The organism is Myceligenerans xiligouense, from assembly GCF_003814695.1.
GTDB lineage: Bacteria > Actinomycetota > Actinomycetes > Actinomycetales > Cellulomonadaceae > Myceligenerans > Myceligenerans xiligouense.
The window spans coordinates 3,071,213-3,086,436 of the sequence record NZ_RKQZ01000001.1 but is presented as its reverse complement, the minus strand read 5'-3'; the positions used below and the strand labels follow the sequence as shown (position 1 = coordinate 3,086,436).

The following is a 15,224-nucleotide window of genomic DNA, read 5'->3' as shown; positions in this document are numbered from 1 at the left end:
ACCGCTGTTCTGCTGGGACTGGAGCAGGCCGGGAGCGTGGGGATCTTGCTGCACTGGGGGAACCTCCGTCGGCCTGGATTCTGGGCAGCGGCCGCGCGACCGGCACCGTGCCGGGGCGTCCGCTGTGTCCGTTCAGCCTAATGGAGGCGGCCGGGAACCTGTTGCGTTCGTCACGCGCACCGGCGGGCCCGTCGGGGGCGGCCGCGCGGCCCGCCGTCCGCACCGGGATCCGGCCGTCAGCGTTCCCGGGGTCGCGCCCATGTCAGGCCGAGGACGACGGCGGTGATCACCGCGGCCAGCGTCAGGAACGCCCCCGTGTAGCCCGCCTGGGCGATCACGAGCCCGAGCACGAACGCCCCCGCGCCGAGTCCGCCGTCGTAGGCGATGTTCCAGACCGTGCTGGCCGCGCCGTGGTGGCCGGCGCCGAGGGCGCGCACGACGGAGACGAAGGAGTCGTTCTGCGTCGCGCCGAAGCCCGCGCCGAGCAGCACCGCGCCGAGGAGGAACCACGGGCCCCCGGTCAGGGAGACGGCGATCACCGCGACGCCGGCGGCGCACAGGAGCCCGCCGGGCAGGAGCAGTCGCCCCGTGCCGAACCGGTCACCCACGGCGCCGGCGGCCAGGCGCGCCGCGACCAGCGCCGCCGACGCGGCCAGCAGGGCGAGGGCGACGTCCCTGGTGCCCGGCCCGGCCACCGGGACGAACGTGGTCGCGGCGCCGAACGCGGCCGCGGCGAGCAGGAAGATCCCGATCGGCCGGACGATGCGCCGGGCCGCGGCGAGGGATCCGAGCGTGAAGCTCCCCCGGGTGCGGCCCGGCAGGCAGAGGGCGATCAGGGAGCCGGCCAGGGAGGCGGCGCCCGCCGACCAGAACGTGAGGTCGAAGCCCCAGGTCTGGGCCACCCAGACCCCGCCGGGCAGCGCGACGAGGTTGGGCAGCGCGGCCGACGTCCCGTAGAGGGCCGCCGAGCGGGCGAAGCGCCCGGTCACCGCGAGTTCGGCGACCAAGGTCCCGCCGGCGACGACGACGAGCGCGAATCCCGCACCGCGTGCCGCGGACAGGGCCAGGACGGGCAGCAGGTCGGTGGTGAGCAGGTAGAGGGGCGTCGGCACGCCCAGGAGCGCGGCGCCCACGACCACCATGGTGCGCAGGTCGAGCAGCCGGAACAGCCACGGCATGGCCAGTTGCGCGGCGACGGTACCCGCCATCATGACGCCGGTCGTGCTGCCCATCGCCGCGCTGCCCGCGCCGCCCTCGGCGGCCCACAGGGGGACCACGGACAGCAGGGCCGCGTAGTTCGTCAGCGCGAGGAAGGTGACGACCAGGAGCACCGCGAACCCGCGCGACCGATGGGCGACGTCGTGCGGTGCCGCTGTGGTGCGGGTTCTGGCCATACGGCGAGTGTGGGTCGTGGCGCCGCGCGGGACAAGCGAGTTCCGCTTCACCGGGATTCAGGCGGGCTGAAGGGCGGTGGATGTCGTGCGGAGGGAAGGGCGGCAGGGATCCGCCGCGCGGCGCCGGGCGGCCGGACCAAACGTTTAACCTCCTCCGATCGTCGAAGCGCTTCAATTAGGTTGCCCGTGCCGGGCACAGAGCCGTGCCCGCCGGGGGCCGGCCGGCCCCTGAGGTGTCGGCACGAAGAGGTGAGCTGAGGATGAGACTTCGGCCAGTCGTCGCAGCCCTTGCCGGGTTGGGACTCGGAGCGGCCGGGCTGGGTGCCGCCGCGGTGAGCACCGCGGCCGCGGCCCTGCCCGCGACCACGGCGGACGCGCGGGACGTGACCGCGCAGCAGGCGGACTACGAGTGGGGCAACGTCGAGATCGTCGGGGGCGGCTTCGTTCCCGGCATCGTGTACAGCGAGGCCGAGCAGGGCCTGGCCTACGTCCGCACCGACGTCGGGGGCGCGTACCGGCGCGACCCGGGGTCCAGCCGCTGGACCCCGCTGCTGGACCACGTCGGCTGGGACGACTGGGGCCACAGCGGCGTCCTGTCGATCGCCCCGGATCCGACCGACGCGGACAACGTCTACGCGATGGTCGGCTCCTACACGAACTCCTGGGACCCGGGCAACGGCGCGATCCTGCGCAGTGCGGACCGGGGTGAGACCTGGGCCAAGGCCGATCTGCCGTTCAAGGTGGGCGGCAACATGCCGGGCCGCGGCATGGGTGAGCGGCTCGCCGTCGACCCCAGCGACCCGAGCGTGCTGTACCTCGGCACGGAGGGCGGCAACGGGCTGTGGCGCAGCACCGACACCGGAGCCACCTGGTCCGAGGTCACCGCGTTCCCCAACCCGGGCGACTACGTCCAGGACCCGTCGGACCCGAACGACTACCTGACCGGCAACCAGGGCGTGCTGTGGGTCGAGTTCGACCCCGACGGGGCGTCCGCGGGCAGCCCGAGCAACACGATCTACGTGGGCGTGGCGGACAAGGAGAACAACGTCTACCGCTCCACCGACGCGGGCGTCACGTGGGAGCGGGTGCCGGACCAGCCCACGGGCTTCATCCCGCACAAGGCGGTGCTGGACACCGAGGGCGGCCAGTTCTACCTCGCGACCTCGGACACGGGCGGCCCGTACGACGGCGACCTCGGCGACGTCTGGCGCCTGGACACCGCCACGGGCGGCTGGACACGGATCAGCCCCGTGCCGTCGGACGACCCGGATGCCCACTTCGGCTACTCGGGGCTGACCATCGACCGCCAGGACCCGGACACGATCATGGCCGTCAGCCAGATCTCGTGGTGGCCGGACATCCAGGTCTACCGCAGCACCGACCGCGGCGAGACGTGGAGCCCGATCTGGGAGTGGGCCGCGTACCCGGAGCGCACCCTGCGCTACTCGCTCGACATCTCCGGGGCGCCGTGGCTCGACTTCGGCAACCAGGACGCGCCGGACAGCCCCAGCCCCAAGCTCGGCTGGATGACGGAGTCCTTCGAGATCGACCCGTTCGACTCGGACCGCTTCCTGTACGGCACCGGCGCCACCGTGTACGGCGGCGAGAACCTCACCGCGTGGGACTCGGGCGTCACCGTGGCCATCGGCGTCCGCGCCCAGGGTATCGAGGAGACCGCGGTCCAGGACCTCGCCGCCCCGCCCGGCGACATCGACCTGATCTCGGGGATGTACGACATCGGCGGCTTCGTGCACGACGACGTCGCCACCGTGCCCGACCGCTTCCACTACACGCAGCCGTACCAGACGGGCGTGCTCGGCGTGGACTTCGCGCAGGACGTGCCGGACACGATGGTGCGTGTCGGGGAGTCCGACGAGGAGGGTGCCGGCCACCTGGGTGTGTCGACGTCCGGCGGTGACTCGTGGTGGGCCGCGCAGGAGCCGGCCGGTGTCGCCGGCCCGGGCACGGTCGCGATCAGCGCGGACGGCTCGCGGATCCTGTGGAGCCCGGAGGGCGCGGACGTGCACGTGTCCACGACGCTGGGGTCGAGCTGGACCGCGTCGTCGGGCGTCCCCGCCGGAGCACGGGTCGAGGCGGACCGCTCCGACCCGCAACGCTTCTACGCCATGGCGGGCGGCACGTTCTACGCCTCCACCGACGGCGGCGAGACCTTCACGGCCTCGGGGGCCGCCGGCCTGCCGACGGGGGACGTGCGGTTCGGCGCGGTGCCGGGGCGGTCCGGCGAGCTCTTCGTCGCCGGCAGCGACGACGACGGTCCGTACGGCCTGTGGCACTCGGCCGACGGCGGCGCCACGTTCGCGCGGGTGTCCGGCGTCGAGGAGGCCGACGCGGTCGGCTTCGGGGCGCCGGCCCCCGGGTTCGACCACCCGGCCGTGTACATCTCGGCGCAGGTGGGCGGCGTGCGCGGCCTGTTCCGGTCCGACGACGCCGGAGCGTCCTGGGTGCGGATCAACGACGACGAGCACCAGTTCGCCTGGACGGGCCAGGTCATCACGGGGGACCCGGACGTCTTCGGGCGGGTCTATGTCGGAACGAACGGGCGCGGCATCGTCATGGGCGAGTTCACCGGCACGACGCCGTCGCCGGACCCCACCCCGACGGGCGAACCCACGGAGCCCGAGCCGACCCCCACACCGACCCCCACGCCCACACCGACCCCCACGCCCACACCGACCCCCACGCCCACACCGACCCCCACGCCCACACCGGAACCCACCGGGACCGACCCGGCGCCCGGCTGCGAGGCCGAGTGGACGGTCGTGAACGAGTGGGGCACCGGCTTCCAGGGCGAGGTCACGGTGACCAGCACCGGTACGGAGACACTCGACCCGTGGGTGATCGCGTGGACGTTCGCGCCGGGCGTCGAGGTCTCCAGCGGCTGGGGCGCCGACGTCGTGCAGGACGGCACGTCGGTCACGGCCACGGCGCCGTCCTGGGACAGCGACCTGGGAACCGGCGAGTCGGCGACGGTGGGCTTCGTGGCCACGATGCCGGCCGGCGGTACGCCGTCGGCCGCCGACATCCGCCTCGGTGGCGCCGCCTGCGGGACCACCTGATCCTCGACCGCGCGTCACGCACCTGACGGACGGGCGTCCGGCTTCGGCCGGGCGCCCGTCCCGTCCGTGTGGGGAGGGACACGCTCGGGTTCCCGTTTTCTCCACCGGGTCTTGATGTTCTTGACCTGCGTATTGACATTACCTACACGAGTTGCCGCGATCAAATCTCAGGCTATGTGGAGCAAAGTGGAGTAGCGTGGAGGTCGCGGGAGCGCGAGGGGAGGTGCGGGCCGTGGACACTGCGACATCCGGGCAGCCGACGGGCGCGTTCACCGGCCTGGGCCTTCTTCTCGGCACCTTCACCCCGAAGCTCGACGAGAAGGGCCGGCTCATCCTTCCCGCCAAGTTCCGGGGCCGTCTCGCCGGGGGGCTGGTCATGACCCGCGGTCAGGACAGGTGCCTCTTCCTGCTCCCGATGGACGAGTTCAGCCGGATCTACGAGCAGGTCCGTTCCGCGCCCGTGACGAGCCGGCAGGCGCGCGACTACCTGCGGATGTTCCTGTCGAGCGCCTCGGACGAGGTGCCCGACAAGCAGGGCAGGGTCTCCATTCCCGCGTCGCTGCGCGAGTACGCGGGCCTGGGTCGCGACGTCGTCGTGATCGGGGTCGGCACCCGCGTGGAGGTCTGGGACGCGGAGACCTGGGCGGCCTACTCGGAGGAGAAGGAGGCGGGCTACGCCGAGATCGCCGAGGCGATCTCGGATCTCGGAATCTGACCCCGGCACGGTCCACCGGCCGTCCGGTGAGGCCTCTCCCCGCGAGGTCTGGCGCACTTCCCCGGCGCCAGAACGCGGAGGGAGACCTGGCCGGACGGCCCCGCTCGCCGGGCGTCACCGGGCGTGGCCCGCAACACCCGGGCAAAAGAATCCGGCAAGTAACAATATCGGCATGGAAATGGAAGGAGGGCGGGACATGATGAACGCGACCGAGGAACGTGCCGGCGGTGCCGCGGACCGGCACGTGCCCGTCCTCCTGCAGCGCTGCGTCGACCTGCTCGCCCCGGCGCTCGCGGCGCCGGGTTCCGTGCTCGTCGACTGCACGCTCGGGATGGGGGGTCATACCGAGGGGGTCCTGGAGCAGGTGCCCACGGCCCGCGTGATCGGCATCGACCGCGACCCGGAGGCCCTCCGGCTCGCCTCGGAGCGCCTGGCGCGGTTCGGTGACCGCTTCACGCCCGTGCACGCGGTCTACGACGAGATCGGTGAGGTCGTCTCCGAGCACACGGCCGACGGCCCCACCCCGGGCGCCGTGCAGGGCGTCCTCATGGACCTCGGGGTCAGCTCGCTGCAGCTGGACGAGACCGTCCGCGGCTTCGCGTACTCCCAGGACGCACCGCTCGACATGCGGATGGACCCCACTCGCGGGCACACCGCGGCCGACGTGCTCAACACCTACGACGAGCGGGAGCTCGCGCGGATCCTGCGGGAGTACGGCGAGGAGCGGTTCGCCGCCCGGATCGCCCGGGCGATCGTGCGGCGCCGCGAGTCCGAGCCGTGGGAACGCTCGGGCGACCTGGTCGACCTGCTGCGCGCCACGATCCCGGCCGCCACCCGCAAGACCGGCGGGCACCCCGCCAAGCGCACCTTCCAGGCGCTGCGCATCGAGGTGAACGGCGAGATCGAGGTGCTCGGGCGCGCCGTCCCGGCGGCGATCGAGGCCCTGGCCACCGACGGGCGGATCGTCGTGGAGTCGTACCACTCGCTGGAGGACCGCATCGTCAAGCGAGCCCTGCAGCGCGGGACGACGTCGTCGGCCCCGCCCGGCCTGCCCGTCGAGCCCGAGACCCACAAGCCCTACCTGGAGGCGCTGACGCGCGGCGCGGAGACCGCCGACGGGCCGGAGCTGGAGCGCAACCCGCGCTCGGCATCGGTCCGCCTGCGGGCCGCACGGCGGGTGCGACCCACCCCGGACCACCTGCGCGAGGCACGCGGCACGCGGGCCCGCACGGGGCACGAGAAACCACGCAAGCACCAGGCACGCAAGGAGGACCGCCGATGAGCGCAGCACGCGCCGCCGCCGCGCGGACCACTACCGCAGCACCCACCCGGTCGCCGTCGCGCCCGGCGAACCGCCGGCCGTCGCTGACCGCGATCCCCGGCGGTGCCGGGCGGACCGGCCGCCGGTTCGACGCCGTCCGCGCACCCCTGCATGCCCGGTCCAAGGTCCCGTTCCTCGTGCTGTGCGCCACGATCCTGCTCGGCGCCCTCGTCACGGCGCTCGTGCTGAACACGACGCTCGCGCGGGGCTCGTACGAGATGGCGCGGCTCCAGAGCGACGTGGGCCGTACCGCCCAGGACGTGCAGGGGCTCCAGGAGAGCATCGCGCAGGCCGAGGTGGACCTCGCCGAGACGGCCCGCTCCTACGGGATGGTCCCCGCCGAGAACCCGATCATGCTCTCGGTGGAGACCGGCAAGGTGGTGCAGGGGAAGGGCAAGTGACGGCGCCGCGGGAGCCCCGGCGTTCTCCCGCGTCCCGGCGCACGACGGCGTCGGGACGCGGGGCGTCCGCGAAGGGCGCCCCGGTGAAGGGTTCGGCCAAGGGTTCGGCGAAGGCCCCCGCGAAGAGCACTGCCAGGAGCACGGCCCGAGGCACGGCGAAGAACCCGGCGGCGACGGCCAGAGCCGCTGCGAAGAGCCCGCCCCAGGGCACGGCCAGGCCGGCACGCACGGCCAAGCCGGCGGCCAAGGCCAAGCCCGCACGTACGGCCAGAGCCACTGCGAAGGGCACGCCCCAGGGCACGGCTAGGTCGGCGGCCAAGGCCAAGCCCGCACGTACGGCCAAGCCGGCACGTACGGCCAAGGCCGCGCCCGCCCGGAAGCCCGCACCGCGTGACCCGGCACGGGGGAGAGCGTCCGGGCGGACGCCGCAGCGCGTGAAGACCTCCGCCCGGCCGGGCGCGCGCGGCACCACCTCCCGGCTCGGTCTCCAGGCCCCGCCGGCGGGCCGGGACGCACCGGCGCCGAGGACGCGCGGCGCGGCCGGTGCGCGCCGCCCGGCCCCGCTGGAGGGCAGGCGCTACACCCCGACGCGCCCGGCACCGGGCCGGCCGGAGGTCCGGCAGCGCTGGCTGATCGGCATCACGGCCGTCATCGTGCTGGTGTTCGTGGCGCGGCTCGTGCAGGTGCAGGTGATCCAGGGCCCGGCGCTGGCGGCGGACGCACAGGCGGCGCGCCTCGCCACCGCCGTCACCCCCGCGCACCGCGGGGACATCACCGACGCCGACGGCGTCGTGCTGGCCACCTCCGTGGACCGCTACACCGTCATCGCGGACCCGGTCGCCATCAAGGACTTCCGCGGGCACGGCCGCGTCGACGCGCGGGGCGACGCCGTGCAGGACGGCGCGCTCGGCGTGGCCCAGCTCCTGGGCCCGGTCCTGAACATCCCCTCCGCCGAGCTCGCCGCCGAGCTGGTGGGAGACTCCCGCTACGTCGTGCTGGCCAAGGACGTGGTGCCGCGTGCCCAGCGCGCGATCGCGGAGCTCGGGCTGCGCGCGTACATCCGGACCGACCTGGTCAGCAAGCGCACCTATCCGGCCGGCACGGTCGGAGCGGGTCTGCTGGGCTTCGTCGACGGCGATCAGACCGGCCAGGCCGGCATCGAGGCCGCGTACGACGACGCGCTGGCGGGCACGCCCGGCGAGGAGACGTACGAACGCTCGCGTGACGGACTGCGCATCCCGGCGGCGGCGCAGGAGTACACCCCGGCGGTCCCGGGCGACGACGTGCGCCTCACTCTCGTGCACGACGTGCAGTGGAAGGCGCAGGACGCCGTCGACCAGGCCGTCCGTGACACGGGCGCGGCGTACGGGATCGCCGTCGTGCAGGACGTGCGGACGGGTGAGGTGGTCGCGCTCGCCGATTCCGGTGCGCACGACCCGAACGACCGCTCCACGGCCGCCGTGGCCGAGCCGTCCAGGGCGGTGACCGCCGTGTTCGAGCCCGGCTCCACCGGCAAGGTGATCACGATGGCCGCGGCGCTGGAGACCGGCGCCTGGGAGCCGGGCTCGCGGTTCACCGTGCCCGACCGGTGGACGGCGCCGTCGGGCCAGACGTTCACCGACTCCCACGAGCACCCCGTCGAGCGGCTCACGCTGGCCGGCGTGCTCGCCGAGTCCTCGAACGTCGGCACCGTCATGGCGGGCGAGAAGATCCCGCTCCAGACCCGCCAGGACTACCTGGCGAAATTCGGGTTCGGGCAGCTGACGGGGCTCGGCCTGCCGGGCGAGTCGGCCGGGATCATGCCGCCGGAGGACGTCGGACGGTGGGACCTGCGCACCCGGGACACCGTGCTGTTCGGGCAGGGCGTGGCCGTGAACGCGATCCAGGCGACCGCCGTGTTCTCCACCGTCGCGAACGGCGGCATCCGCACCCGGCCCACCCTGCTCGCCGGGACGACGGACGACGAGGGCCAGGAGTCGCCGGCGGCGCGCCCGGACGGCGAGCGGGTCATCTCCACCGGCACCGCGGACACGCTCCTGCACATGATGGAGGCCGTGACCGACGAGGGCGGCACCGCGGCGAACGCGAACGTGCCCGGATACCGCGTGGCGGGCAAGACCGGTACCGCGCAGATGTGGCTCGAGGACGGCCGGCAGACCTACATGGCCTCGTTCGTGGGCGTCGCTCCCGCCGACGACCCCCGGTACACGGTGGGCGTGTTCCTCCGCTCCCCGAAGAGCAGCATCTACGGCGGCGAGGTCGCCGCGCCGGTGTTCCGTGACGTGATGGGCTTCACCCTGCAGAAGATGGATGTCCCGCCGAGCGACGAGAAGTACCGGCCGATGAAGACGACGTGGTGAGTCCGGTGCCCCCGCGACCGACCCCGCCCCGCACCGCCGCGTACGGCGGTCGGGCCCGCAGACGGTAGGTTCTACCTCGTGACATCCCCGCAAGCTCGGATCCGCCCCGCAGAAGTGACACCGCATCGGGCGAGCGACCTGGCCGCGGCCCTCGGAGCTCCGGTTCCCACCACGGACGCCGAGGTCACGGGCGTCGTCTCCGACAATCGCGCGGCCGGTCCGGGAGACCTCTTCGTGGCCCTGCCCGGCGCGCGCGTGCACGGAGCCCGGTTCGCCGCCGACGCGGTCGCGCGCGGCGCCACGGCCGTCCTCACCGACCCCGCGGGCGCCGCGTTGCTGGCGGGGGAGACCGCACCCGTCGTCGTCGTCCCCGACCCGCGAGCCGCCGCCGGACCCGCCGCCGCCCGCGTGTACGGCGCGCCCGCCGAGCGGCTCCTCACGTTCGGCCTCACCGGCACCAACGGCAAGACGACCACCACGTACCAGCTCGACCACCTGCTGCGGGCGCTGGGCCGCACGAGCGGCCTCGTCGGCACCGTGGAGACCCGGTCCGGAGACCGCGTGCTGCCGAGCGTCCTGACCACGCCCGAGGCCGCCGACCTGCAGGCCGTCCTCGCCGCGATGGTGTCCGACGGCGTGGACTCGCTCGCCATGGAGGTGTCCTCGCACGCCATCGCGCAGCACCGGGTGGACGGCGTGGTCTACGACGTCGCCGGGTTCACCAATCTCACGCAGGACCACCTGGACTTCCACGGCGACCTCGACACGTACTTCGCCACCAAGGCCGAGCTGTTCACGCCCGCGCGTTCCCGCCGCGGCGTCGTCGTGGTCGACGACGAGCACGGCGCCGCGATGGCCCGCCGCGCCGAGGTGCCCGTCACCACCCTGTCCACCGGCACGGGAACACGTCCGCTCGACCCGGCCGCCGACTGGACGGTGTCCGCCGTCGCGCCCGACGGCACCGGGTCCGCGTTCACGCTCACCCACCGCGACGGCCGGACGCTGCGCACCCGCACCGCGCTGCCCGGCGGCTACAACGTCGCCAACGCGGCGCTCGCCGTGGCCATGGTCCTGGAGTCCGGGGCCGGCGTGGACGCCGTCACCGACGCGCTCCGCGCCGCCGGCGGCCTCAGCGCGACCGTGCCCGGCCGTATGGAGGTGCTGGCGGCCTCGCCGCGCGTCGTGGTCGACTTCGCGCACAACACCGAGGCGCTCGACCTCGCGCTCTCGGCACTGCGGCCCACGACGACGGGCAGGCTGGCGGTGGTCTTCGGCGCGACCGGCGACCGCGACCCCGGCAAGCGCCCCTTCATGGGCGCGGCCGCGGTACGCGGCGCCGACGTCGTCGTCGTCACCGACGACGACCCGCACGGCGAGGACCGCGCCGCGGTGCGCCGGGCGGTGCTCGACGGCGCTCGCGAGGCACTGGCGGGCCTCGGGCGGGACGTCGAGCTGACCGAGGTCGCCGACCGGGCCGAGGCGATCGCGTGGGCCGTCGCCGCAGCCGACGCCGGCGACACCGTACTGATCGCGGGGCGCGGCCACGAGACGATCCAGGAGATCGCGGGCGTCGACCACCACCTGGACGACCGCGAGGAGGCGCGCGCCGCACTGGCGAGGCGTCCGGCGGACCACAGGGACCACGAGGGGACGGTCTCCGGCCGTACGGCGGGAGCGAGAGAGGAACACAGAGCATGATCGAGCTGACTGCGGCGCAGGTCGCCGCAGCCACCGGGGGGACGCTGCACGGGGACCCGGACACGCATGTGACCGGACCGGTGGTCACCGACTCGCGGAAGGCGGAGCCCGGTGCGCTCTTCGTCGCCTGGGAGGGCGAGTCCGCCGACGGGCACGCCTACGCGGAGGCCGCGGTGGCGGCCGGAGCCGTCGTCGTGCTGGCCGCGCGCGAACTGCCCGGCGCCGGTGTGCCGGTCGTCGTGACGCCGGACCCGCAACGCGCGCTGGGCGACCTGGCCCGCCACGTGCTGGCCCGGGTGCGGGAGGAGAACCCGGACCTGCGGGTGGTGGCGGTGACCGGCTCGGTCGGCAAGACCACCACGAAGGACCTGCTCGGCGCGCTGCTGCGTCCGGAGGGCGCCACGATCGTGCCCGCCGGATCGCTGAACAACGAGGTCGGGCTGCCGATGACCGTGCTGGGGGTGACGCCCGCCACGCGGTTCCTCGTGCTGGAGATGGGTGCCGACGCGCCGCGCAACATCGAGTACCTCACCTCGATCGCGCCGCCCGAGGTGGGCGTCGTGCTCGCCGTCGGCGTCGCGCACGTCGGGAAGTTCGGCGACGTCGAGGCGATCGCGCGGACCAAGGGCGAGATGGCCGAGGGCACGCGACCGGGCGGGACCGTCGTGCTGAACGCCGACGACATGCGCGTCGCCGCGATGGCCGACCGGGTCGACCGGGCGGCCGGGACCGGCGTCGTCACCTTCGGCACCATCCCCACCGCGGACGTCCGCGCGCAAGACGTGACCATCGGGCCGGACGGCCGGGCGTCGTTCACGCTGCGCGTGAGCCCGCCGGTGGCCGGGTCCGGCGAACCCCTGGAGACTCCCGTGTCCCTCGCCCTGGTGGGCGAGCACCACGTGTCCAACGCGCTGGCGGCGGCGACGGCGGCGCTGCGCCTCGGCCTCGACCCGGCCACGATCGCCGGGCGGCTGGCCGAGGCCGGGCCGGCGAGCCCGCACCGCATGGCCGTCACCGAACGGTCCGACGGCGTCACCGTGATCGACGACGCCTACAACGCCAACCCGGACTCGATGCGGGCCGGGCTCAAGGCGCTGGCGATCATGGCCGGGCGGGAGCGGCGGTCGGTCGCCGTGCTCGGCGAGATGCTCGAGCTGGGAGACGGATCGCGCGTCGCGCACCACGACGTCGGCCTGCTGGCCGTCCGGCTCAACATCAAGCTTCTCGTCGTGGTGGGCGAGGGGGCGTACCACATTCACGAGGGAGCGGCCCAGGAAGGTTCCTGGGGGGAGGAGACGGTGTTCGTGCCGGACGTCGAAGCGGCGGCGCACTACCTGGACGGCGAGCTGCGCTCGCGCGACGTGGTGCTCGTCAAGTCGTCACTGGGGGCCGGGCTCTGGCGCCTGGGTGACCACCTCGCCGGGACCGGCGACACGATCGCGGCGCCGGCCGGGCAGGAGGCCGCCCGGTGATCGCGATCCTCGTCAGCGCGGCCGTCGCGCTGCTCGTGTCGCTGTTCGGCACGCCGCTGTTCATCCGTTTCCTCATCCACAAGAACTACGGCCAGTTCGTCCGCCAGGACGGGCCCACGGCCCACTTCACCAAGCGCGGCACGCCCCAGATGGGTGGGGTCGTGATCATCGTCGGCACGCTCCTCGGGTTCGCGGTGTCGATGACGGTCAGCCAGCGGCTGCCGAGCGTCTCGGCGTTGTTGTGCCTGTACCTCATGGTGGGTCTCGGCTTCATCGGCTTCCTCGACGACTTCACCAAGATCCGCAAGCAGCGCTCCCTGGGCCTGACGGCGCGCGCCAAGCTGATCGGCCAGGGGTTCATCGGTGTCTCGTTCGCCGTGCTCGCGCTCGGTTTCCCGAACGAGCACTCCCGCACCCCGGCGTCCACGAAGATCTCGTTCCTGCGCGACACGAACATCGACCTGGCGTTCTTCGGCGCCACCGTGGGCCTGATCCTCTTCGTGATCTGGGCGAACCTGCTGGTCGCGGCGTGGTCCAACGCGGTGAACATCACCGACGGCCTCGACGGCCTCGCCACGGGCGCCTCGCTCATCACCTTCGGTGCCTACGTGCTGGTCGGCGTCTGGCAGCTCAACCAGTCCTGCCAGCGCTTCGCCGCCGCGGGTCCCAGCTGCTACGAGGTGCGTGACCCGCAGGACCTCGCGATCATCGCCGCCGCGATCATGGGCGCCTGCTTCGGCTTCCTGTGGTGGAACGCGAACCCCGCGAAGATCTTCATGGGCGACACCGGGTCGCTCGCGCTCGGCGGCGCGTTCGCCGGCCTGTCGATCCTGTCCCGCACCGAGCTGCTCGCGGTGATCATCGGCGGCCTGTTCGTCATCATCGTGGCGTCCGTCCCGATCCAGATCGGCTCTCTCAAGCTCACCGGGAAGCGCGCCTTCAAGATGGCGCCGCTGCACCACCACTTCGAGCTGTCCGGGTGGGGCGAGGTGACCATCGTCATCCGGTTCTGGCTCATCGCCGGCCTCTTCGCCGCGCTCGGCATGGGCATCTTCTACGCCGAATGGGTGGTGTCGTGACGCCGGGACCGGCGTCGTCCGGTCCGGCAACCGGACAGGGACGGTTCGGCGACGGCCCGGCGGACGGCGGCGAGGCCGCTGCCGGCGGGCCCGTCGTCGAGCCGGCCGTGCCCCTCGACCGCGCACGCGTCGTGGTCGCCGGCTACGGCGTCACCGGCCGCGCGGTCGCCGCCGCCCTGCGTGGCCGCGTCGCCGACGTCGTCACCGTCGACGCCCGCTCCACCGACGCCGACGTCCGCCTCCCCGATCCCCCGCCGTCGCCGGCCACGACGTCGCCGTCGACGGGAGCACAGTCATCGACGGCGACGTCGCGGTCGCGCGATGTCGGCAAGGTCGATGAGGTGGTGGCGGAGCTGGTTGGGGCGGCCGATCTCGTTGTCGCTTCGCCCGGGTGGCCGCCGTCGTCCCCGCTGCTCGTCGCCGCGGGCGCGGCCGGGATTCCCGTGTGGAGCGAGATCGAGCTGGCGTGGCGGCTGCGGGTGGACCGTGCGCCGTCGGGCCGCGGTCCGACGGCCGGGCACGACGGCGCCGGGCCCGCGCCCTGGCTCGCCGTCACCGGCACCAACGGCAAGACCACCACGGTCGAGATGCTCGACTCGATCCTCACGGCCGCCGGGCTGAGGTCCGCGGCGGTCGGGAACGTGGGACGCCCCCTCGTCGACGCCGCCCTGGACCCGGAGCTCGACGTCCTGGCCGTGGAACTGTCCAGCTTCCAGCTCCACCACACCCACACGATGGCGGCCGAGGCCGCCGCCGTGCTCAATGTCGCGCCCGACCACCTCGACTGGCACGGCTCGCTCGACGCCTACGCCGCCGCCAAGGGCCGGATCTACGAGCGTGTCCGGGTGGCGTGCGTGTACAACAAGACAGACCCCCGCACGGAGGACCTCGTCCGCGCGGCCGACGTCGCGGAGGGCGCGCGCGCCGTCGGGTTCGTCGCCGGCGTCCCCGGTCCCGGCGATCTCGGCGTCGTGGAGGACGTGCTCGTCGACCGCGCGTTCCACCTCGCCGCCGACGACCCGGCCCGCCGCGGCTCCGCCGCCGAGCTCGGCACGCTCGCGGACCTCGCGCACCTGGCCGGAGGCGCCACCCCGCCCGCGCACGTCGTCGCGAACGCCCTCGCCGCCGCCGCGCTGGCCCGCGCCCACGGCGTCCCGGCCGCGGCCGTGCGCGACGGCCTGCGCGCCTTCGCGCCGGGCGACCACCGGATCCAGCACGTCGCCCGGCTCGACGAGGTCGCCTACGTCGACGACTCCAAGGCGACGAACGCGCACGCCGCGGCGGCGTCGCTCGCCGGATTCCCGCACGGCACCGTCGTGTGGGTGGCCGGGGGGCTCGCCAAGGGCGCCGACTTCGACGAGCTCGTCGCCACCCGCGCGGACCGGCTGCGCGCCGCCGTCGTCATCGGGACGGACGCCGTGCCGATCACGGGCGCCCTGGCGCGACACGCGCCCGGGGTCCCCGTGGTCCGGGTCGATCCCGGCGACACTGGGACGGTGATGCGGCGCGCCGTGTCCGCCGCCCGCGGACTGGCCCGGGCGGGTGACACGGTGCTCCTGGCCCCCGCGGGTGCGTCGATGGACCAGTTCGCCTCCTACGCGGCGCGTGGCGAGGCGTTCGCCGTCGCGGTGCGCCAGGAGGCGGCGCACGACGACGCGGACGACAGCACGCACGGCGGGGCCGGCCGGCACCGCCCCTGACGAAGCG

The 15,224-nt window shown here is 74.1% G+C and carries 10 protein-coding genes; 9 read left to right on the top strand and 1 reads right to left on the bottom strand.

Features of this window, described 5'->3' with window-relative positions; genetic code table 11:
• Positions 1 to 236 precede the first annotated feature (236 nt).
• Positions 237 to 1,394, bottom strand: coding sequence for an MFS transporter (locus EDD34_RS13410; protein WP_123815023.1), 1,158 nt, complete (start codon positions 1,392 to 1,394; stop codon positions 237 to 239).
• A 260-nt stretch (positions 1,395 to 1,654) separates the two neighbouring features.
• Here EDD34_RS13410 and EDD34_RS13405 point away from each other — a divergent pair, with 260 nt between their 5' ends.
• From EDD34_RS13405 to murD, 9 genes are all read left to right on the top strand, one after another.
• The gene (locus EDD34_RS13405; RefSeq protein WP_123815022.1) at positions 1,655 to 4,471 is read left to right on the top strand and encodes a cellulose binding domain-containing protein; all 2,817 of its coding nucleotides are present in this window, start codon (positions 1,655 to 1,657) and stop codon (positions 4,469 to 4,471) included.
• A gap of 277 nt (positions 4,472 to 4,748) precedes the next feature.
• Positions 4,749 to 5,186, top strand: a complete 438-nt coding sequence (mraZ, locus tag EDD34_RS13400; protein ID WP_123816524.1) for a division/cell wall cluster transcriptional repressor MraZ — start codon at positions 4,749 to 4,751, stop codon at positions 5,184 to 5,186.
• A gap of 172 nt (positions 5,187 to 5,358) precedes the next feature.
• Positions 5,359 to 6,468: a 16S rRNA (cytosine(1402)-N(4))-methyltransferase RsmH gene (rsmH, locus tag EDD34_RS13395; protein ID WP_425462354.1), complete on the top strand. Its 1,110-nt coding sequence runs from the start codon at positions 5,359 to 5,361 to the stop codon at positions 6,466 to 6,468.
• Positions 6,465 to 6,908 (top strand): cell division protein FtsL, encoded by a 444-nt coding sequence (ftsL, locus tag EDD34_RS13390; RefSeq protein WP_123815021.1) that lies wholly within the window; start codon positions 6,465 to 6,467, stop codon positions 6,906 to 6,908. Before rsmH ends, ftsL begins: the two co-directional genes overlap by 4 nt.
• Before the next feature lie 434 nt (positions 6,909 to 7,342).
• The gene (locus EDD34_RS13385; RefSeq protein WP_246012398.1) at positions 7,343 to 9,268 is read left to right on the top strand and encodes a peptidoglycan D,D-transpeptidase FtsI family protein; all 1,926 of its coding nucleotides are present in this window, start codon (positions 7,343 to 7,345) and stop codon (positions 9,266 to 9,268) included.
• 78 nt (positions 9,269 to 9,346) lie between these two features.
• Positions 9,347 to 10,966, top strand: coding sequence for a UDP-N-acetylmuramoyl-L-alanyl-D-glutamate--2,6-diaminopimelate ligase (locus tag EDD34_RS13380; RefSeq protein WP_123815019.1), 1,620 nt, complete (start codon positions 9,347 to 9,349; stop codon positions 10,964 to 10,966).
• Positions 10,963 to 12,438: a UDP-N-acetylmuramoyl-tripeptide--D-alanyl-D-alanine ligase gene (locus tag EDD34_RS13375; RefSeq protein ID WP_123815018.1), complete on the top strand. Its 1,476-nt coding sequence runs from the start codon at positions 10,963 to 10,965 to the stop codon at positions 12,436 to 12,438. Before EDD34_RS13380 ends, EDD34_RS13375 begins: the two co-directional genes overlap by 4 nt.
• The gene (mraY, locus tag EDD34_RS13370; protein ID WP_123815017.1) at positions 12,435 to 13,517 is read left to right on the top strand and encodes a phospho-N-acetylmuramoyl-pentapeptide-transferase; all 1,083 of its coding nucleotides are present in this window, start codon (positions 12,435 to 12,437) and stop codon (positions 13,515 to 13,517) included. The genes EDD34_RS13375 and mraY overlap by 4 nt, the downstream gene beginning before the upstream one ends.
• Positions 13,518 to 13,624: 107 nt before the next feature.
• On the top strand, positions 13,625 to 15,217 hold the full coding sequence (gene murD / locus EDD34_RS13365) for a UDP-N-acetylmuramoyl-L-alanine--D-glutamate ligase (RefSeq protein ID WP_246012664.1): 1,593 nt from the start codon (positions 13,625 to 13,627) through the stop codon (positions 15,215 to 15,217).
• Positions 15,218 to 15,224: the final 7 nt, after the last annotated feature.

What these genes read in the sequence shown, in the direction of transcription:
- EDD34_RS13410 (WP_123815023.1), bottom strand. Translation starts at nt 1,394, where the DNA reads ATGGCCAGAACCCGCACCACAGCGGCACCGCACGACGTCGCCCATCGG.
- EDD34_RS13405 (WP_123815022.1), top strand. Translation starts at nt 1,655, where the DNA reads ATGAGACTTCGGCCAGTCGTCGCAGCCCTTGCCGGGTTGGGACTCGGA.
- rsmH (WP_425462354.1), top strand. Translation starts at nt 5,359, where the DNA reads ATGGAAATGGAAGGAGGGCGGGACATGATGAACGCGACCGAGGAACGT.
- ftsL (WP_123815021.1), top strand. Translation starts at nt 6,465, where the DNA reads ATGAGCGCAGCACGCGCCGCCGCCGCGCGGACCACTACCGCAGCACCC.
- EDD34_RS13375 (WP_123815018.1), top strand. Translation starts at nt 10,963, where the DNA reads ATGATCGAGCTGACTGCGGCGCAGGTCGCCGCAGCCACCGGGGGGACG.